15 protein-coding genes are annotated in these 18,216 nt (G+C 57.9%); 14 read left to right on the forward strand and 1 reads right to left on the reverse strand.

Annotated features, from left to right (window positions below; all coding sequences use genetic code 11):
- Nucleotide 1 precedes the first annotated feature (1 nt).
- From rsmH to lpxC, 14 genes are all read left to right on the forward strand, one after another.
- Nucleotides 2-1,072 carry a 16S rRNA (cytosine(1402)-N(4))-methyltransferase RsmH gene (rsmH, locus tag N879_RS16295; protein ID WP_009455051.1) on the forward strand — a complete coding sequence of 357 codons (1,071 nt, stop codon included), beginning with the start codon at nt 2-4 and terminating at the stop codon, nt 1,070-1,072.
- Nucleotides 1,069-1,371: a cell division protein FtsL gene (gene ftsL / locus N879_RS16300; RefSeq protein WP_009455049.1), complete on the forward strand. Its 303-nt coding sequence runs from the start codon at nt 1,069-1,071 to the stop codon at nt 1,369-1,371. The genes rsmH and ftsL overlap by 4 nt, the downstream gene beginning before the upstream one ends.
- Nucleotides 1,368-3,107 carry a peptidoglycan D,D-transpeptidase FtsI family protein gene (locus tag N879_RS16305; protein ID WP_022983449.1) on the forward strand — a complete coding sequence of 580 codons (1,740 nt, stop codon included), beginning with the start codon at nt 1,368-1,370 and terminating at the stop codon, nt 3,105-3,107. Before ftsL ends, N879_RS16305 begins: the two co-directional genes overlap by 4 nt.
- Complete coding sequence (murF, locus tag N879_RS16310) at nt 3,104-5,881, forward strand: bifunctional UDP-N-acetylmuramoyl-L-alanyl-D-glutamate--2,6-diaminopimelate ligase MurE/UDP-N-acetylmuramoyl-tripeptide--D-alanyl-D-alanine ligase MurF (RefSeq protein WP_022983450.1); 2,778 nt, start codon at nt 3,104-3,106, stop codon at nt 5,879-5,881. Before N879_RS16305 ends, murF begins: the two co-directional genes overlap by 4 nt.
- The gene (mraY, locus tag N879_RS16315; RefSeq protein ID WP_009455045.1) at nt 5,871-7,043 is read left to right on the forward strand and encodes a phospho-N-acetylmuramoyl-pentapeptide-transferase; all 1,173 of its coding nucleotides are present in this window, start codon (nt 5,871-5,873) and stop codon (nt 7,041-7,043) included. The genes murF and mraY overlap by 11 nt, the downstream gene beginning before the upstream one ends.
- Nucleotides 7,040-8,569 (forward strand): UDP-N-acetylmuramoyl-L-alanine--D-glutamate ligase, encoded by a 1,530-nt coding sequence (gene murD / locus N879_RS16320; RefSeq protein WP_022983451.1) that lies wholly within the window; start codon nt 7,040-7,042, stop codon nt 8,567-8,569. The genes mraY and murD overlap by 4 nt, the downstream gene beginning before the upstream one ends.
- Nucleotides 8,566-9,759, forward strand: coding sequence for a putative lipid II flippase FtsW (gene ftsW / locus N879_RS16325; protein ID WP_022983452.1), 1,194 nt, complete (start codon nt 8,566-8,568; stop codon nt 9,757-9,759). The genes murD and ftsW overlap by 4 nt, the downstream gene beginning before the upstream one ends.
- Nucleotides 9,756-10,829 carry an undecaprenyldiphospho-muramoylpentapeptide beta-N-acetylglucosaminyltransferase gene (murG, locus tag N879_RS16330; RefSeq protein WP_009455043.1) on the forward strand — a complete coding sequence of 358 codons (1,074 nt, stop codon included), beginning with the start codon at nt 9,756-9,758 and terminating at the stop codon, nt 10,827-10,829. The genes ftsW and murG overlap by 4 nt, the downstream gene beginning before the upstream one ends.
- Complete coding sequence (gene murC, locus N879_RS16335) at nt 10,826-12,232, forward strand: UDP-N-acetylmuramate--L-alanine ligase (protein WP_022983453.1); 1,407 nt, start codon at nt 10,826-10,828, stop codon at nt 12,230-12,232. Before murG ends, murC begins: the two co-directional genes overlap by 4 nt.
- Nucleotides 12,229-13,179: a D-alanine--D-alanine ligase gene (locus tag N879_RS16340; protein WP_022983454.1), complete on the forward strand. Its 951-nt coding sequence runs from the start codon at nt 12,229-12,231 to the stop codon at nt 13,177-13,179. Before murC ends, N879_RS16340 begins: the two co-directional genes overlap by 4 nt.
- Before the next feature lie 17 nt (nt 13,180-13,196).
- A complete protein-coding gene (locus tag N879_RS16345; RefSeq protein ID WP_009455041.1) occupies nt 13,197-13,988 on the forward strand; it encodes a cell division protein FtsQ/DivIB in 792 nt (263 codons plus the stop codon).
- A 7-nt stretch (nt 13,989-13,995) separates the two neighbouring features.
- Nucleotides 13,996-15,222, forward strand: a complete 1,227-nt coding sequence (ftsA, locus tag N879_RS16350) for a cell division protein FtsA (RefSeq protein ID WP_009455039.1) — start codon at nt 13,996-13,998, stop codon at nt 15,220-15,222.
- 171 nt (nt 15,223-15,393) lie between these two features.
- Nucleotides 15,394-16,560, forward strand: coding sequence for a cell division protein FtsZ (gene ftsZ, locus N879_RS16355; RefSeq protein ID WP_022983455.1), 1,167 nt, complete (start codon nt 15,394-15,396; stop codon nt 16,558-16,560).
- A gap of 210 nt (nt 16,561-16,770) precedes the next feature.
- On the forward strand, nt 16,771-17,694 hold the full coding sequence (gene lpxC / locus N879_RS16360) for a UDP-3-O-acyl-N-acetylglucosamine deacetylase (RefSeq protein ID WP_022983456.1): 924 nt from the start codon (nt 16,771-16,773) through the stop codon (nt 17,692-17,694).
- Nucleotides 17,695-17,727: 33 nt separating this feature from the next.
- Here the strand turns inward: lpxC and N879_RS16365 are convergent, their stop codons facing one another.
- A complete protein-coding gene (locus tag N879_RS16365) occupies nt 17,728-18,210 on the reverse strand; it encodes a DciA family protein (RefSeq protein WP_115634326.1) in 483 nt (160 codons plus the stop codon).
- Nucleotides 18,211-18,216: the final 6 nt, after the last annotated feature.

Here is an 18,216-nt window from a genome sequence, read left to right on the forward strand (position 1 = left end):
CATGACGCTGGTACATCGATCCGTGCTGCTGGAGCCTACGGTGGCGGCCCTCGTGGATCCGTCCTTTGAGGCCCGGCGCTGGGCGCAAAACCCTGAAATCCAGGGTTTGGCCGATGGTGTGTACGTTGATTGCACTTTTGGTCGTGGTGGTCACAGCCGTCTGTTGTTGTCGCACTTGAGTCCCCAGGGGCGCCTGATCGTGATCGACAAGGATCCGCAAGCGATCGCCGTGGCCCAGGAGCTGGCAGCACAAGATAGTCGTGTGACGGTTGTACATAGTGGTTTTGGTGATTTGGCCCAGGCTCTGGACGAGCTGGATGTGGGGCCATTGCAAGGCGTCATGATGGATTTGGGCATTTCCTCGCCACAAATCGACGACGCAGAACGAGGTTTCTCTTTTATGCGCGAAGGTCCGTTGGACATGCGCATGGATACCAGCGGTGGTTTGACCGCTGAACAGTGGCTGGCCGAGGTCAGCGTAGAAGTTTTAAAGGAGGTCATTGCAGAATATGGCGAAGAACGGTTTGCTTTCCAGATTGCAAAGGCGATTGTTGATCGCCGCCAATCCCGCCCGCTACATACAACGCGTGATCTCGCCGAGCTCGTCGCCGGTGTCGTCCGCACGCGCGAAAAGGGTCAACATCCGGCAACCAGGACCTTCCAGGCTATACGGATTTACCTCAATCGTGAGCTCGAAGAGCTCGCGCACGCGCTTCCGTCAATTCTGAGTCGATTGGCGACTCGGGGCAGGCTTGCGGTGATTGCATTTCATTCACTGGAGGACCGCATGGTCAAACAGTTCATGAACGCAGCTGCGCGTCCCGCGCAGGAACAGTCACGTCTACCTATCCTGGAAAAAGACTTGCCCCAGCCTCTGGTGCAGTCTTTGGGCAGAATCTTGCCCACCGACGAGGAGTCCAGCGACAACCCCCGAGCCCGCTCGGCGGTATTACGTGTGGTGCAACGCACCGACACTCCCATCCCCCAGGACTGGATGCGCAGCGCCAGCGAGCGTCTGCTGCAACAGGCCGCCTATAGCCGACAGCCCGCCGGCAAGCGAGGCCGCCGATGATGCGCCTGGTCATCACCCTCTCTTTGGTGTTGATGCTTTCGGCCATCTCTTTGGTGACGGCGCGCTATCAGGCGCGCGAGCTGTTTGTGCAAACCGATCGTCTGGTCACCAAAGCCGGTGAACTGGATACGGACTGGCGTCGTCTGCAACTGGAACGGGCCGAGCTGGCCCGTAACGCCCGCGTGGACGATATTGGTCGCAACGAATTGGGCCTGGTGCTGAGCTCTCCCGAGCGCACTCTCTATTTGCAAGGGGGTGAGCTGAGCTCGACCCAGGTGCAGTCCGGAGGGCGGCCATGAAACGATTCGGCTATCACGAAAATCCCGTCCTGAGCGTCCAGATTCCATTCTGGCGCTCGCGTTTGGTGCTGGTCCTCTTGTTTCTGGGTTTTGGCGCCCTTATCGTCAAGGCTTTGTATTTGCAGGGCCTGTCTACCGAATTTTTGCAGCAGCAAGGCGAGCGCCGTTACGAGCGCACCCAGGTGTTGCCGCCCATGCGTGGCAAGGTTTTTGATCGTAGTGGTTCCGTGGTGCTGGCCTCTAGCGTGCCCGTCAAAGCCATCTGGGCTATTCCTGATGATGCTCGGAATGCCAAACCCGAGCAGATTGGTCAGTTGGCCAAGCTCCTTGGTATGGGGCAGTCCGATATCGAGCGTCGTCTGTCCGTTGAAGATCGCAACTTCGTCTACATCAAGCGTCAGGTGGATGTGGATGTGGCCGCTCAAATCGCTGAATTGAAAATCCCTGGTATTCATCAACAAGAAGAAATGCGTCGTTTCTATCCCGAAGGGGATGTCATGGCGCACATTGTGGGCTTTACGAATATTGAAGACCAGGGCATCGAGGGCATTGAGCTTGCCTTCAACTCCGCCTTGTCCGGCACGCCCGGTTCGCGCCGCGTAATTCGTGACCGTCTGGGACGTGTGGTGGAGGACGTGCGCGCCATCATCCCGCCTACCCACGGTCAGGATTTGCACTTGTCCATTGATGCCGGCTTGCAGTTCGACGCGTACACCGCCTTGAAAAAAGGTATGGAAGACGTCAAGGCCAATGCCGCTGCGGCCGTGGTCATGGACGTGAAAACCGGGGAGATTCTGGCCCTGGTGAACTTGCCTACCTACAACCCCAACGACCGGGATGATCGCAAGGGTCCGGCCCTGCGTAACCGTGCCTTGACCGACACCTTTGAGCCCGGTTCCATCATGAAGCCGTTTACCGTGGCTCTGGCGCTGGATATCAACCGCATCACCACCGCCACCCAGTTCAACACGGGCAATGGTCAGTACCGCTACCAAGGTAGTGTGATCAGTGACGTTAGTCGCAACAATGGCATGCTGGATGCTGCCGGTATTTTGCGTCGGTCCAGCAATATTGGCATGACCATGATTTCCGAGCGCCTGACTTCGCAGGAAATGTGGAACAAGTTTACCGAGCTGGGTTTTGGCCGTTCTCCGCAGGCCGATTTTCCCGGTATTGCCAGCGGAAGACTGCGCCCCTGGGAGCGCTGGCGTCCCATCGAGCGCGCCACCATGTCGTATGGCTATGGCCTGTCGGTTTCCCTGCTGCAAATTGCCCACGCCTACACGGCGTTTGCGCGTAATGGCGACATGGTTTCCATGACTTTGCTCAAGCGCGAAGGCAAGCCCGCCAGCGTTCAGGTTTACACCCCTAAAGTGGCCGCGGAAGTTCGCGCCATGCTGGAAGCTGCGGCGGGCCCAGCCGGTGCCCGTCTGGCTCAGGTGCAAGGCTATCGCGTCGCTGGCAAGAGCGGCACGGCCCGCAAGATTGTGGATGGTCGTTACAGCAAGTCCTTGTATCGCGGCTCTTTTGTCGGCTTCGCGCCTGTCTCCGACCCTCGCATTGTGGTGGCCGTCACGATTGACGAACCACATAGTTCCAATTATTACGGCGGGCGTATTGCCGCGCCGATTTTTTCAGAAATTGTGGCCCGGAGCTTGCGACGCCTAGGTGTCCAGCCTGATGCGCCCATAGATTCGCTGGTGGCCGTTGGCCCCGGTGCGGAGAATGTACGATGAACGCCGCAGCAATATTGGAGTGGCTGGCGCAGCATGTAGCGCCCACGGCTAATCTGTGTTTGGATTCCCGCCAGATCAAGGCGGGTGATGCGTTTTTCGCCTGCCGCGGCCATCAGGGTGATGGTCGTGAGTACGAAGTTCAGGCTGTGCAGCAAGGTGCAGTGGCCATTGTGCGCGAGCAGGGCGATCAAGCAGTTGATCCCGGTGTGCCTGTTTTGCAGGTTCCCAATCTGGGTGCCTTGCTGGGTGAAGTGGCCCACGAATGGTGGGGCCGTCCTTCCGAGGCCATGACTGTCGTGGCGGTGACCGGCACCAATGGCAAGACGTCCACCGTGCAGTGGGTGGCGTCGGCCTTGAATCATTCCCAAGTGCCTTGCGGCACGATCGGTACGCTGGGCGTGACCTTGCCTGATGGCTCCAATCTGGGTGGCGTTCTGACCACGCCGGACGTGCTGACCGTACACCGTAGCCTGGCTGCTATTCGCGCCCAAGGTGGCAATGCCGTGGCCCTGGAAGCCTCGTCCATTGGTCTGGAGCAAGGCCGTCTGGATGGTGTCCGTATTGATATTGCCGGGTTCACCAACCTGACGCATGACCATCTGGACTATCACCACAGCATGGAAGAATACAAACAGGCCAAGCTGCGCCTGTTCAGTTGGCCCGGTCTGCGTAGCGCCGTCGTGAACGCTGACGATGAAACGGGCCGTGAATTGATGCAGGCCGGTCTGGCTGCCCGTGTGATTTCCTACTCCATGAGCCAGCCCGAGGTGGATCTGCTGGCTCAGGACGTGCATACCGGTGCCGACGGCCAGGTATTCAATCTGGTGACTGCTCACGGCACCGCACAAATTTTGACCCACTTGCTGGGCGAGCATAACGTGGCCAACCTTCTGTTGGTGGCGGGTGTACTGCAGGAAGTGGGCTGGCCTGTGTCCAAGATCGCCCGCATCATGGACAAGCTGGAGTCCGTGCCTGGCCGTTTGCAAATTGTGACGCCCAAGAGCACCGCAGGTCGTCAGCCCTTGCCTTTGGTCGTGGTGGATTACGCTCATACTGCCGATGCACTGGAACGCGCCCTGCAAGCCTTGCGTGAAGTGGCCAGCGTACGTGGCGGCAAGCTGATTTGCGTATTTGGTTGCGGCGGTAACCGCGACACGGCCAAGCGCCCCATTATGGGTGAAGTGGCGGCCCGTCTGGCCGACAGCGTTCTGGTTACGACCGACAACCCACGTTTTGAAGATCCTGCCGAAATCATTCGTCAGATCGTGGCTGGTATGCCTGAAGCGCCGGCCGTGCAAATGGATCGGGCTCGCGCCATCCTGTCTTCGATCTGGGCTGCCAGCCCTGAAGATATTGTTTTGCTGGCCGGTAAGGGTCACGAAACCTACCAGGAAGTGCAGGGCGAGCGCTCTGTGTTTGACGATTCCGACTGGGCCAAAGCCGCCTTGCTGTGGTTGCGTGGCGTGCGTTTGAGCACCGATTCCCGCAGCCTGAGCAAAGGTGATGTGTTCCTGGCCCTGAGCGGCGAGCAGTTCGATGGTCATCGCTATCTGGAAAAAGCGAAAGAGCAGGGCGCTGTGGCGGCCCTCGTGGCTCAGCGTGATGCCGAAGTCGAACTGCCACAAATTGTGCTGGGCGATACGCGTCGTGCGCTGATGACCTTGGCGACCGAGTGGCGCTCGCGCTTTGACATCCCTGTCATCGGCGTGACCGGCAGCAATGGCAAGACCACGACCAAGGAAATGATTGCCGCGATCTTGCGCGCCTGGTTGGGCGAAGCAGAAAGCCTGGCAACTCGCGGTAATTTGAACAACGATCTGGGTGTACCCCTGTCCATCCTGCGTTTGAGCTCCGAGCACAAAGCCGCCGTTCTGGAAATGGGCATGAACCATCCCGGCGAAATCGCCGTGCTGGCGTCCATGGCTCGCCCCACGATCGCCCTGATCAATAACGCACAGCGTGAACACCAGGAGTTCATGCACAGTGTGGAAGCAGTGGCTCGTGAAAACGGTGCCGTGATTGACGCGCTGCCACAAGATGGCGCGCTGGTGATTCCTGATGATGATGCCTTCAGCGCCATGTGGGCTGAGCAGGCTGGTCAGCGTCCCGTATTGCGCTTTGGCCTGAGCGGTCAGGAAACGGTCTTTGCGGCCGATATGTTTGTCGAGCCAGCTCAAACCCGTTTTATGTTGCATGTGGCAGGCCAGTCTGCTGCCCTGACCTTGAACAGCCCCGGTATCCACAACCTGCGCAATGCCTTGGCCGCTGCCGCTTGCGCACATGCCGCCGGTGCGCCGTTGAGCGCGATTGTGCAGGGTTTGGAAAGCTTCCGTCCTGTCACGGGCCGTATGCAGCCCAAGCAACTGTCTTCCGGTTACCAGTTGATTGACGACACCTACAACGCCAATCCGGATTCGGTACGTGCTGCCATTGATGTGCTCGCACAGCTGAAAGGCCGCAAGGTGCTGGTGCTGGGCAATATGGCCGAGATCGGTGATAACAGCTCCGAATTGCACGCTGAAGTGGGTGCCTACGCCAAAGAGCGTGGCATGGATGAATTGCTGACCTTGGGTGGCGATGCCAGCCATGCTGCCCAGGCTTTTGGTGCACGTGCGCATCAATTCGAGACTTTGGAAGACATGGTGGCTTATCTGCTGGCCCTGGAGCCATCCCATGTGTTGATCAAGGGTTCGCGCAGCGCCCGTATGGAGCGTGTGGTTGCCGCCCTGGAAAACCACTTCTCCCATAACGAAGGGGCCACTCATGCTTCTTGAACTGGCACGTTGGCTATCAGACGATCATATTCGCGCCTTTGGGGTGTTTGAGTACATCACCCTGCGTGCTATTTTGGCCAGCGCCACTGCGCTGGCAATTGGCTTGTTGGCAGGTCCCTGGGTTATTCGCAAGCTGACCGAACTGAAGATCGGTCAGGCTGTGCGCGCTTACGGCCCTGAATCGCATTTGCAAAAGAATGGCACCCCCACCATGGGCGGTGTCCTGATCCTGATTTCTATCGGTATCAGTACCTTGTTGTGGGCAGACTGGACCAACCGTTTTGTGTGGGTCGTTCTGCTGGTGACTTTTGGTTTTGGCTGGATTGGTTGGGCAGACGACTACAAGAAAGTCGTCAATCGTGACCCCGAAGGCATGTCCTCGCGTCAGAAATTTTTCTGGCAAGCCTTGATCGGTATGGTTGCGGCCGTGTACCTGAGCTTTGCCGTTTCGGTGCCTGCCAATACCGAGCTGTGGCCCTTGTTCAAAGAGTGGGTCCTGAGCGGCTTCACCATGCCCCTGCCTGCGCAGGCTGACCTGATCGTGCCGTTCTTCAAGTCCGTCAGCTACCCGCTGGGTGTGCTGGGCTTTGTGGTGCTGACCTGGGCAGTGATTGTTGGCTCCAGCAACGCCGTCAACCTGACGGACGGCCTGGACGGTCTGGCCATCATGCCTACCGTGCTGGTGGGCGCTGCCTTGGGTATTTTTGCCTACGTGGTTGGCCGGGTCGACTACTCCAAATATCTCTTGTTCCCCTATATTCCCGGCGCGGGTGAGTTGATGGTGATCTGTGCAGCCATTGCCGGTGCGGGTCTGGCCTTTTTGTGGTTCAACGCCTATCCCGCCCAAGTGTTCATGGGTGATGTGGGGGCGCTGGCCCTGGGCGGTGCGCTGGGCACGATCGCGGTGATCGTTCGCCAGGAAATCGTGCTGTTCATTATGGGTGGCGTGTTTGTGGTGGAAACCTTGTCGGTGATGCTGCAGGTGACCTGGTTCAAGTACACCAAGAAACGCTACGGGCAGGGCAGACGAATGTTCCGCATGGCGCCGCTGCACCATCATTTTGAAGTTGGCGGCTGGAAAGAAACACAGGTGGTGGTTCGCTTCTGGATCATCACCATGATGCTGGTCATGGTTGGTCTGTCTACATTGAAATTGCGATGAATGCTCTGAGTTTTCCTTCGATCCGTAAAGACGGCCTCATGCTTATCCTTGGGTTAGGCGAGACAGGCTTTGCTGCGGCTCGCTGGTCTTTGGCCCAGGGGGCCAGCATTCGTTTGGCGGATACACGCGAGAACGTGCAGGGTCTGGACAAGCTTCAGGCCCTGAGCAGTTCGGCTCTGGATACGCGTCTGGGGCAAAATGCCCTGCAGGCCGATAGCCTGAACGACGTGCATACCCTGGTGATCAGCCCCGGCTTGTCGCCTCTGGAGCCTGCTCTGGCCGGCTTTTTAAGCCAGGCACGAGATCGTGGAATCGAAGTCATTGGCGAGATCGAGCTATTTGCCCGTGCCTTGAAAGACTTGGCTGATCAAGGCCATGAAAGCCGTGTGGTGGCCATTACCGGCACCAATGGCAAGACTACCGTCACGGCCATGACGCGCCACTTGCTGGAGCAGGCAGGTGTTTCTGCACTGGCCGTGGGCAATATCAGCCCTGCTGCGCTGACCGCCCTGTGCGACGCTCTGGAAAACAATGCCTTGCCTCAGGTCTGGGTGCTGGAGTTGTCCAGCTTCCAGCTGGATAGCACTTTTAGCTTGCAGGCGGATGCTGGCGTTGTACTGAATATTTCGCAGGATCATCTGGACTGGCATGGCGGCATGGACGCTTACGTTGAGTCCAAGCAGCGCATGTACAGCATGTGTGATGTGGCCTTGGTCAATCGTGATGATCCAGCCGTTATGGCCATGATTCCCGATGCCAGCCAAGAGTCGGTGCGCAGCTTCGGTTTGGACCAGCCCGCTTTGCTGGGCGATATGGGCTTGCTGACGGATGGCGGCATGCAGTGGTTGGTGACCAATGAGCCTACCGATTTTGAGCTGCCGGCCACAGGCCTGAAAAAACGTAATGCATCGGCTGAGCCTGCCGTGCGCGGTAAAGGTGGCTTGAAACGTCTGATGCCGGTTGAGGCTTTGCAGATCAAGGGGCGCCACAACGCCTTGAATGCCCAAGCAGCCTTGTTGCTGGCTCGTTGTCTGGGTCTGGGTTGGGCTGAGTTGCTCAATGGTCTGCGCACCTATCAAGGGGAGCCGCACCGTGTCGAACTGGTGCGTGTGCTGGACGGTGTTCAATATCTGGATGACAGCAAAGGTACTAATGTCGGCGCGACTGTTGCCGCCTTGCGCGGGTTTGATCAGCGTGTCTGGCTGATTGCCGGTGGTTTGGGCAAAGGCCAGGATTTTGAGCCGCTGGCCGTTGCGGCTGCCTCGAATGTGGCCGAAGTATTCTTGATTGGGCAGGACGCCAAGCTGATTGCCTCTGTTCTGGACGCTCATGATGTCCGTTATCGTTTCTGCGAGGGTCTGGAAGCTGCTGTGCAAGCTGCTGCCGAGCAGGCGCGTTCGGGCGATGTGGTCTTGCTGTCTCCGGCCTGCGCCAGCATGGATATGTTCAAAAGCTATCACCATCGCGGCATGTGTTTTGTCGCCGCCGTGACCGAGATGGCACTGGATAGAGGAGAGCCGGCATGAGTCTGTTTGCTGAGCTGACCTCGGGTGTCAATGCCGTACGTCCCGGACGCACGGCATTGCCTGCGTTTGATCGCCCCTTGCTGGCCGCCACACTGATGCTGACCCTGTTTGGTTTGCTGATGGTGTATTCGGCCTCGATCGCTTTGGCAGACGGACCGCGCTATGAAAGCTACGGTCGTTACTACTTTGTAATTCGCCACGCCTTGTTCATTGTGGTGGGTGTGGTGCTGGCCATGTTTACCGCTACCGTGCCGCTGCGAGTGTGGCAGAAGTTGGCCGTGCCTCTGTTTGCTCTGGCTATTTTCTTGCTGCTGGTGGTGCTGGTTCCCGGCATTGGCCGTGAAGTAAACGGTGCACGCCGCTGGTTGCCTTTGGGCATCATCAACTTCCAGCCTTCGGAGCTGATGAAAGTAGCCATGGTTCTGTATGCCGCTGATTACACCGTGCGCAAGCAGCAGCACCTGCATACCTTTATTCGAGGTTTCCTGCCTATGGCGGTGGCCCTGGGTCTGGTTGGTGTGTTGCTGTTGATGGAGCCTGACTTGGGCGCCTTCATGGTCATTGTGGCCATTGCGGTGGGCATTTTGTTCATTGGCGGAATTAACGGCAAGTTGTTCTCTGCCTTGCTGGGCATTATGGTCAGCAGCTTCCTTTTGCTGATCTGGCTCTCGCCCTGGCGTCGTGAACGTTTGTTCGTGTATCTGGACCCCTGGAATCCTGACAATGCTTATGGCAGTGCCTATCAGTTGTCGCACTCGCTGATTGCTTTGGGCCGAGGCGAATGGTTTGGCGTGGGTCTGGGTTCCAGCGTGGAAAAACTGCATTACCTGCCTGAAGCCCACACCGACTTCATCGTCGCGGTAATTGGTGAAGAGCTGGGCTTTGTTGGCGTGGCCGCCCTGATCCTGACCTTTGGCTTTGTCGTATGGCGCAGCTTCAATATTGGTCGTCAGGCCTGCGCCATGGATCGCTTGTTCAGCGGTGTCGTCGCTCAAGGTGTGGCGCTGTGGTTTGGCGTGCAGGCTTTTATCAATATTGGTGTGGTGCTGGGTTTGTTGCCTACCAAGGGTCTGACCTTGCCTTTGGTCAGTTACGGTGGTTCGGGTATTGTGATGAATCTGGTGGCTTTTGCCTTGTTGCTGCGGGTGGATTTTGAGAATCGGCAAATGATGCGAGGTAAGCGCACATGAGCACTCCAACCATCCTGATCATGGCAGGCGGTACAGGCGGGCACATCATGCCCGGGCTGGCCGTGGCTGAAGCCATGCAGCAACGCGGCTGGCAAGTGTTGTGGCTGGGTCATCCCGAGCGCATGGAAGGTAGCTTGGTCCCACAGCATGGGATTAAAATGCTGCCTCTGCGATTTTCCGGACTACGAGGCAAAGGCGTGAAGGCATTGCTCTCCTTACCCTTTACTTTGATCCGTGCCTGCTGGCAGGCGCATCGCTGCCTGCAGGAAGCCAAGCCGGATGTGGTACTGGGTATGGGCGGCTACGTGGCTTTCCCCGGTGGCCTGATGTCTTTTGTGTCGCGCTGCCCGCTGGTAGTGCATGAGCAAAATGCGGTGGCCGGTACGGCGAATCGCTACCTGGCCAAAATGGCGACCAGTGTGTTGACCGGCTTCCCCGGTGCCTTGCCTGGTGCAGTAACTGTGGGCAACCCGGTGCGCGATGCTTTCGTAGGCCAAGGTTCGGCTGCCGAGCGTTATGCCAAACGCAGCGGACCGCTACGCATTCTGGTGGTGGGCGGCAGCCTGGGGGCTGCAGCGCTGAACAAAGTGGTGCCTGAGGCCATGGCGCTGATCCCTGCCGAGCAGCGCCCGCATGTAACCCATCAGTCCGGCCAGCAGCATCTGGAAAGCTTGCAGAAAAGCTACGCGGACAATCAGGTGCAGGCCGACTGCAAGGCCTTTATTGGCGATATGGCGCAGGCCATGAAAGAGGCCGATGTGCTGATTTGCCGCGCCGGTGCCATGACGGTAGCTGAAGTGGCTGCAATCGGCGTAGCGGCTCTGTTCGTGCCGCTGCCACACGCGATTGACGATCACCAGACAGCCAACGCCCGCTACCTGAGCGAATGCTCGGGTGCGTGGCTCAAGAAACAATCGGAGTTGACGGCTCAGTGGCTTGCGCAATGGTTGCAAGGACTGAACCGTGAAGAGCTAAGTCGTGTGGCCAGCCACGCGCAAGAACATGCACAGTTGAATGCCACGCAGCAGATTGCCGAAGCATGTCAGCAGGCGGCAAGGAGGGTGGGATGAAACACCGCATTCAACATATTCATTTTGTAGGGATTGGCGGCTCGGGCATGAGCGGCATTGCCGAAGTCATGCTGAACCTGGGCTTTGCCATCAGTGGCTCGGATATTCAGGAAACGGCGGTGACTCGTCGCCTGGAACAGCTGGGTGCTCGTATCGTGATCGGCCATAAAGCCGAAAACGTCGCTGGCATGGGCGCGATCGTCACCTCCACCGCCATTGCGGGTGACAACCCTGAAGTGCTGGCCGCGCGTGCCGCCCGCATTCCGGTGGTGCCACGTGCCCTGATGCTGGCCGAGCTGATGCGCTTGAAGCGCGGCATTGCCGTGGCTGGTACGCATGGCAAGACCACCACCACCAGCCTGGTAGCCAGCCTGCTGGGCGCGGCTGATCTGGACCCCACCTTTGTGATCGGTGGTCGCCTGAATTCGGCCGGTGCCAATGCTCGCTTGGGGCAGGGCGATTACATCGTGGTGGAAGCGGATGAGTCCGATGCTTCTTTCCTGAACCTGTTGCCGGTGATGGCCATCATCACCAATATCGACGTCGACCATATGGACACCTATGGCCATGACGTTGCCCGACTGAAAAGCGCCTTCATCGACTTCACGCACCGCCTGCCGTTCTACGGCAGCGCCATCGTGTGCAACGACGATGCGAATGTGCGCGAAATCATTCCTTTTGTATCGCGTCCTGTCACGACTTACGGCATTGATACCGATGCCCAGGTCCGCGCGATCAACATCGAAAGCCGTGGCACCACCATGTGTTTTGATGTGCAGCGCAAAGGGGCCACAGGCGATCTTCCCCTGCTGTCCGTGTGCCTGAATCTGCCCGGAAAGCACAATGTACTCAATGCCTTGGCTGCCATTGCGGTTGCCACTGAGCTGGGTGTCAGTGACGAGGTCATTGCCCGTGGTCTGAAAGAGTTCACCGGCGTGGGGCGTCGCTTCTCCATGGTGGGTGACTTCCCGGTTTCCCAGGCGCAGGGTGGTGGCACGTTTACTGTTGTTGACGATTATGGTCACCATCCTGTCGAAATGGCTGCTACCTTGGCGGCCGCACGTGGTGCTTGGCCTGATCGCCGCATCGTGCTGGCATTCCAGCCGCACCGCTACACACGCACCCGTGATTGCTTTGAAGATTTCGTGCAGGTACTTAGCCAGGCCGATGCGGTCCTCCTTGGAGAGGTCTATCCTGCCGGTGAGGCTCCCCTTGTGGCCGCCGATGGCCGAGCCTTGAGTCGCGCAGTGCGTGTGCTCGGCAAGGTCGAACCCATTTTCGTGGCCGAAATCAGCGATATGGCACAAGCCGTTCTGGACTTTGTCCGTGACGGCGATGTGGTGTTGGTAATGGGTGCAGGGTCCATCAGCCGGATTCCTGCTCAATTGGGAGAAATGGCATGACAGCGGATTTTGGTCGGGTCGGCGTGTTGTACGGCGGCAAGTCCGCCGAACGTGAAGTGTCCTTGATGTCTGGCGCAGGCGTGCATGAAGCGCTGTGCAGCATGGGCGTGGATGCGCATTTGTTCGATATGGGCGAGAAAGGACTGACCGAACTGGCTCAGGCCGGTTTTGACCGCGTGTTTATTGCTTTGCATGGTCGTTACGGCGAAGACGGCACCTTGCAGGGGGCTTTGGAGTGGATGGGCATTCCTTACACCGGCAGCGGTGTGATGGCCTCCGGCCTGGCCATGGACAAGATCATGACCAAGCACATCTGGCAGCACCTGGGTTTGCCCACTCCCGGTTTTGCGCAGCTGGATCATGTCAGCCAGGTTGCCGCTGCGGTTGAACGTCTGGGTGTGCCCCTGATCATGAAGCCGCCCCATGAAGGTTCCACCGTGGGGGTGGTGCGTGTGGACCGCGCCGAGGAGGCTGTTGCCGCCTTTGAAACCGCCATGCATTACGACACCGTCGTGCTGGCTGAGCAATTCATTCGTGGTCGCGAATTGACTGTACCCATCATCGGCGTTGGCGCCCAGGCACGTGCCTTGCCCGTGATCGATATTGTGGCCCCACAAGGCAATTACGACTTCGAACACAAGTATTACTCGGACGAAACCCAGTACTTCTGTCCTGCAGATCTGTCGCCCGAATTGACGGCACATATCCAGGACCTTTCCGTCCGTGCGTTCAATGCACTGGGCTGCGAAGGCTGGGGCCGTGCCGATTTCATGCTGGACGGGCAAAACCGCCCCTGGCTGCTGGAGATGAATACCTCTCCGGGCATGACCAGCCACTCTTTGGTGCCCATGGCAGCCAAAGCAGAGGGCACCAGCTACGCCCAGTTGTGCGTGAACATTTTGGCAACGGCGCGCTGCAAGGTGCAGGCCATTGCTCGCAGCCTATAGAACGGGGAGCCTGACTCATGTTTTCCGATGCACGTCTGACCAACCTGATCGCCAATACGCTGGCTTTGCTAGCGGTATCGGCATTGGTGATCAGTGTTGTGGTTTGGGCTGTGCGTCGTCCGTACTTCAATATCGAACGCATTCAGATCGAGTCCTCGCAAGGCGAACGTCTGGCCTATGTGACTCCTGAAGGGGTGAAAGCCACGATTGCCGGTCGCCTGCAAGGCAACTTCTTCACAGTAGATCTGGACAAGTCCCGCGCTCTGATTGAAACGGCTCCTTGGGTACGTCGCGCGCAGATCCGCCGCGTTTGGCCCAATAGCTTGTCGGTACGGATTGAAGAACAGCAGCCGCTGGCCTATTGGAACGAAGACGAAATGATCAACACCTGGGGTGAATCATTTTCGGCCAATAAAGCCGTGGTGCCTGATGATGTGGATTTACCCCAGCTAAGCGGTCCTCCGAATTCGGAGCGTCTGGTGGTGCAACGGTATGCCGAGTTGGCACGCTGGTTTGGGCCGCTGGATGTACAGGTCAGTGAAGTGACGCTGAGCCCGCGCTACGCCTGGGATGTAGTGTTGTCCAACGGCATGCAGCTAAGCCTGGGGCGTGACCCGGCTGCTGATATTGCCGACCCGCACGGTCGTAAAGGTGCATTGCCCTTTGCGGTACGTGTTGAACGATTTGTGCAGGCTTGGCCTGCCTTGATGCAACGGCTTGGCGACCGTGCTTTGCAAAGTGCCGACTTACGTTACCCGAATGGCTTTGCGATAACGCTGGCTCCGGTTTCATCTACCCCTGTGAAGTAAAGAACATATGACTCGTGACATCAAAGACCTGATCGTTGCATTGGACATCGGCACCAGCAAAGTGGTTGCGGTGGTGGCCGAAGTGCTGCCGGAAGGCCGGTTTGAAGTGCTTGGTCTGGGACAGCATGAATCCCAGGGCATGCGCAAAGGGGTGGTCGTCAATATCGAGACGACAGTCAATTCTATCCAGCGCGCTTTGGAAGAGGCGGAGTTGATGGCCGATTGCAAGATCCGTGAGGTCTACACCGGAATTGCAGGCAGCCACATCACCAGCTTTAACTCCAGCGGCATGGTGGCGGTCAAAGACAAGGAAGTCACGGCGACCGATGTGGCACGCGTGATTGAAACGGCCAAGGCCGTGAATATCCCCACCGACCAGCAAGTGCTGCACGTGCTCACGCAGGAGTTCATCGTGGATTCGCAAGAAGATATTCGCGAACCCATAGGCATGAGCGGTCTGCGTCTGGAAGTGCGGGTACACATTGTGACCGGTGCCGTCAGCGCAGCGCAGAACATCGTCAAGTGTGTGCGTCGTTGTGGTCTGGAAGTACAGGACCTGATTTTGCAGCCTTTGGCCTCCAGCCTGTCTTGCCTGACGGCGGACGAGAAAGAGCTGGGCGTGGTGCTGGTAGACATTGGTGGCGGTACAACCGATATCGCCATCTACACCGGCGGTGCGATTCGTCATACCGACGTGATCCCGATCGCGGGCGACCAGATCACCAGCGACATTGCCGCCATGTTGCGCACCCCTACGCCGGATGCGGAAGAGATCAAGCTGCGTTTTGGTGTGGCCAAGCAATCGCTGGCCCATCCGGAAGAAATGATTGAAGTGCCCGGTCTGGGTGATCGTCCCAACCGCCAGGTCAAGCGCCAGGCCCTGGGTGCCGTGATCGAGCCGCGTGTGGAGGAGTTGTTCACCTTTGTGCAGCAAAGCCTGCGCGAATCGGGCTACGAAGACTTGCTGTCCTCTGGCGTGGTGCTGACTGGTGGTACGGCCATGTTGCCGGGCATCGTGGAGCTGGCCGAGGACGTGTTCCTGAAACCTGTGCGTATCGCGGTGCCCAGCTACGAAGGCAGCCTGGCTGATGTGATGCGCAACCCCCGTTTTTCGACGGTGATGGGTCTGTTGACCGAAGCTCGCCTGCAAAGCGCTCGTGGCCGCAAAGTGGCCCAGCAAAAAGGCAGTGTGAAAGGGCTGATGGCACGCATGAAGGAATGGTTCATGAATTAAGGGCGTTGCAAGACGCTCAGGTCGGGCAGCCTGAAAGGGCTGTCCAGGAGGCAGTTCAAACCGGGTGCGAACCCCTTGGTTGGCAGATGTTTTGAGCTGATTCCAAATTTCAGTTGTATCGGGGAAGTACGTAGAAACTTGACTAATTAAGTGTTTGAGTGGGAGTCAATCATGATGAACTTTGAAATGTTAGATACCAGCGGTAGCGGCACGGTCATCAAGGTCGTGGGCGTGGGCGGCGCAGGCGGTAACGCTGTGACGCATATGATCAACTCTGGTGTTCAGGGCGTTGATTTCATTTGCGCCAATACCGACTCGCAGGCGCTGGCCAGTAGCGAGGCACCTATTCAGATTCGTCTGGGCCGCAGCGGCTTGGGCGCCGGTGCCAAGCCTGATCAAGGTCGTGCAGCAGCGGAAACCGCTCGCGAAGAAATTCGCGCAGCATTGAACGGCGCCCATATGGTGTTTATTACAGCCGGTATGGGTGGTGGCACCGGTACGGGTGCCAGCCCCGTTGTGGCCGAAGTGGCCAAGGAATTGGGCATTTTGACTGTGGGTGTCGTCACCAAACCTTTCTCCTTTGAAGGCAATCGCCGTCTGCGCATGGCCGAGGAAGGGATCGAGGAACTGAGCAAGCACGTTCACTCCCTGATCGTTGTATTGAATGAAAACCTGTATGACTTGATGGATGAGGACGCAACACAGTCCGATTGCTTCAAGGCAGCTGACGATGTCTTGCACAATGCCTGCGCCGGTATTGCCGAGATCATCAATGTTGAAGGTAACGTGAACGTCGACTTCGAAGACGTGAAAACCATCATGGGCGAGCAAGGCCAGGCCATGATGGGAACCGCTGTGGCTTCCGGCTCGAACCGCGCTCGTGAAGCGGCTGAGCGTGCCATCGCTTGCCCATTGCTGGAAGGTGTGGACCTGCACGGTGCCCGTGGCATGCTGGTGAACATCACCTCTTCGTCGTCCCTGAAGATGCGCGAAACGCGCGAAATCATGGACACCATCCGTGGCTACGCAGCAGAAGACGCAACCGTTATCTTCGGCACGGCTTACGATGAGTCCATGGGCGACAGCCTGCGTGTGACTGTTGTTGCTACTGGCCTGGGTCGCAAGCAAGCGCGCCCACAGTTGGTACAAAACAACGAAGAAGTGTTACGTACAGGTACGGACAACATGCCTGTCATCGGTGCGGATTACGCCAACGCCGACGTGCCTGCCGTCATCCGCAATCCACGCAGCCAGGCTTCGGCCCAGGTGCGTGCGCTGGAGACTGCTGGCATGGATCACTTCGACATTCCGGCGTTCTTGCGCAAGCAGGCTGATTAAAAATCAGGTTCGGCGATTACCCGAGTCGCCAATTTGATTTCTCCCACGACTCCCCCTGGGCGTTCGCGCTCAGGGGGCGTAAGTGCTTTGTTGTGTCGGGGTGTTTGACGCTTGACAATTGCTTATGTTTTTAGAAAGCGTATAGTGGATAACCCGTATTACGGTTACAATAGTCTTTGCGAACAACACTTTACAAATACAAGAACAGCCATGCTTCGTCAGCGCACCATCAAGAATGTCATCAGTACCAAAGGAGTCGGCTTGCACTCTGGCCGTCGTGTCGAACTGACACTGCGCCCTGCTGCGCCTGACACGGGTATTGTGTTTCACCGTATCGATCTGCCCGAAATCGTGGATTTGCCCGCACAGGCAGACAAGGTCGGTGGTACGCGTATGGCTTCGGTGCTAATCAAGGATAATGTTCGGGTTTCAACCGTCGAGCATTTGATGTCGGCCATCGCTGGCCTGGGCATTGATAATCTGCACGTGGACCTGACGGCTGAAGAAGTGCCCATCATGGATGGCAGCGCCGGCACATTTGTGTATTTGTTGCGTTCGGCGGGCTTGCAGGAGCAAGAAGCCGCCAAGAAGTTTTTGCGTGTCCTCAAACCCATCGAAGTCTCTGAAGGCGAGGGGAAGGACATCAAGTGGGCCCGTCTGGAGCCCTACGAAGGCTTTGCCCTTCAGTTTTCTATCGATTTTCACCACCCGGCCATTGATGCAACGGCCAATTTTGCCGAGGTGGATTTTGCGCATGACTCGTACGTGAAGACTATTTCACGTGCGCGCACCTTCGGGTTCGCCAGCGAAGTGGAAGCTTTGCGTGCGGCCGGTCTGGCCCGTGGCGGCAGTTTGGATAATGCCATCGTCATGGACGAGTACCGTGTCCTGAACAGCGACGGTCTGCGTTACGAGGACGAGTTCGTCAAGCACAAGATTCTGGATGCTATTGGTGACTTGTACCTGATTGGCCACCCCCTGATTGCACGCTATGTGGCGTGCAAATCCGGCCATGGTTTGAATAACCAGCTGGCGCGTGCCTTGCTGGCCGCCCAGGATAGCTGGGAACTGGTGACTTTCGAGTCGGCTGCCAGTGCACCCCACGCTTTTTCCAGCGAGTGGAAATTCGCTTGATACTTGTTTAGGGTCCCGCTCCTGGTGCTTTGCTTAGCCGCGATGATGACGCAACAAGCGTTCGATGGCTTGCGCCAAGGGACCTTGCGGCAATGAGTCATGCAGCTTTTCAAATGATTCCAAGGCCCGTTCGTCCAGGACTTGTACCTGGCGCGCGGGCTTTTCTGTCACAGCTGCAAACAAATGGGCTTGCACGTGCACCAGCGCCTCGCTAATGTTCCAGCCAGCGGCATTCATCTGCCGTGTGACAGTGGGCAACAGCTGACGCAGCTTGGCCGCATGTGCGGCGCTGGGAACTGCCAGCGTCAATTGCTGTCTGTCTATACGGGCTACTTTACAAGCCTTGCCCAAAGCAGGTGGCAAGGCTTTGCTTACATGGGTCTGCGCCGCCATCAGCTGCCGGGCCATTTCCAGTACCTGGGAACCTTGCTGGTCGCTGGCCAGCCAACCCAAAGCGTGGCTTTGCCCGCTACTGCGTTTTGGCGCGGATGAGGAAAAAGGGGGCTTCCAGGTCATGTTCGA

This window comes from Alcaligenes sp. EGD-AK7 (assembly GCF_000465875.3).
GTDB lineage: Bacteria > Pseudomonadota > Gammaproteobacteria > Burkholderiales > Burkholderiaceae_B > Alcaligenes > Alcaligenes phenolicus.

What these genes read in the sequence shown, in the direction of transcription:
- rsmH (WP_009455051.1), top strand. Translation starts at nt 2, where the DNA reads ATGACGCTGGTACATCGATCCGTGCTGCTGGAGCCTACGGTGGCGGCC.
- ftsL (WP_009455049.1), top strand. Translation starts at nt 1,069, where the DNA reads ATGATGCGCCTGGTCATCACCCTCTCTTTGGTGTTGATGCTTTCGGCC.
- N879_RS16305 (WP_022983449.1), top strand. Translation starts at nt 1,368, where the DNA reads ATGAAACGATTCGGCTATCACGAAAATCCCGTCCTGAGCGTCCAGATT.
- murF (WP_022983450.1), top strand. Translation starts at nt 3,104, where the DNA reads ATGAACGCCGCAGCAATATTGGAGTGGCTGGCGCAGCATGTAGCGCCC.
- mraY (WP_009455045.1), top strand. Translation starts at nt 5,871, where the DNA reads ATGCTTCTTGAACTGGCACGTTGGCTATCAGACGATCATATTCGCGCC.
- murD (WP_022983451.1), top strand. Translation starts at nt 7,040, where the DNA reads ATGAATGCTCTGAGTTTTCCTTCGATCCGTAAAGACGGCCTCATGCTT.
- ftsW (WP_022983452.1), top strand. Translation starts at nt 8,566, where the DNA reads ATGAGTCTGTTTGCTGAGCTGACCTCGGGTGTCAATGCCGTACGTCCC.
- murG (WP_009455043.1), top strand. Translation starts at nt 9,756, where the DNA reads ATGAGCACTCCAACCATCCTGATCATGGCAGGCGGTACAGGCGGGCAC.
- murC (WP_022983453.1), top strand. Translation starts at nt 10,826, where the DNA reads ATGAAACACCGCATTCAACATATTCATTTTGTAGGGATTGGCGGCTCG.
- N879_RS16340 (WP_022983454.1), top strand. Translation starts at nt 12,229, where the DNA reads ATGACAGCGGATTTTGGTCGGGTCGGCGTGTTGTACGGCGGCAAGTCC.
- N879_RS16345 (WP_009455041.1), top strand. Translation starts at nt 13,197, where the DNA reads ATGTTTTCCGATGCACGTCTGACCAACCTGATCGCCAATACGCTGGCT.
- ftsA (WP_009455039.1), top strand. Translation starts at nt 13,996, where the DNA reads ATGACTCGTGACATCAAAGACCTGATCGTTGCATTGGACATCGGCACC.
- ftsZ (WP_022983455.1), top strand. Translation starts at nt 15,394, where the DNA reads ATGATGAACTTTGAAATGTTAGATACCAGCGGTAGCGGCACGGTCATC.
- lpxC (WP_022983456.1), top strand. Translation starts at nt 16,771, where the DNA reads ATGCTTCGTCAGCGCACCATCAAGAATGTCATCAGTACCAAAGGAGTC.
- N879_RS16365 (WP_115634326.1), bottom strand. Translation starts at nt 18,210, where the DNA reads ATGACCTGGAAGCCCCCTTTTTCCTCATCCGCGCCAAAACGCAGTAGC.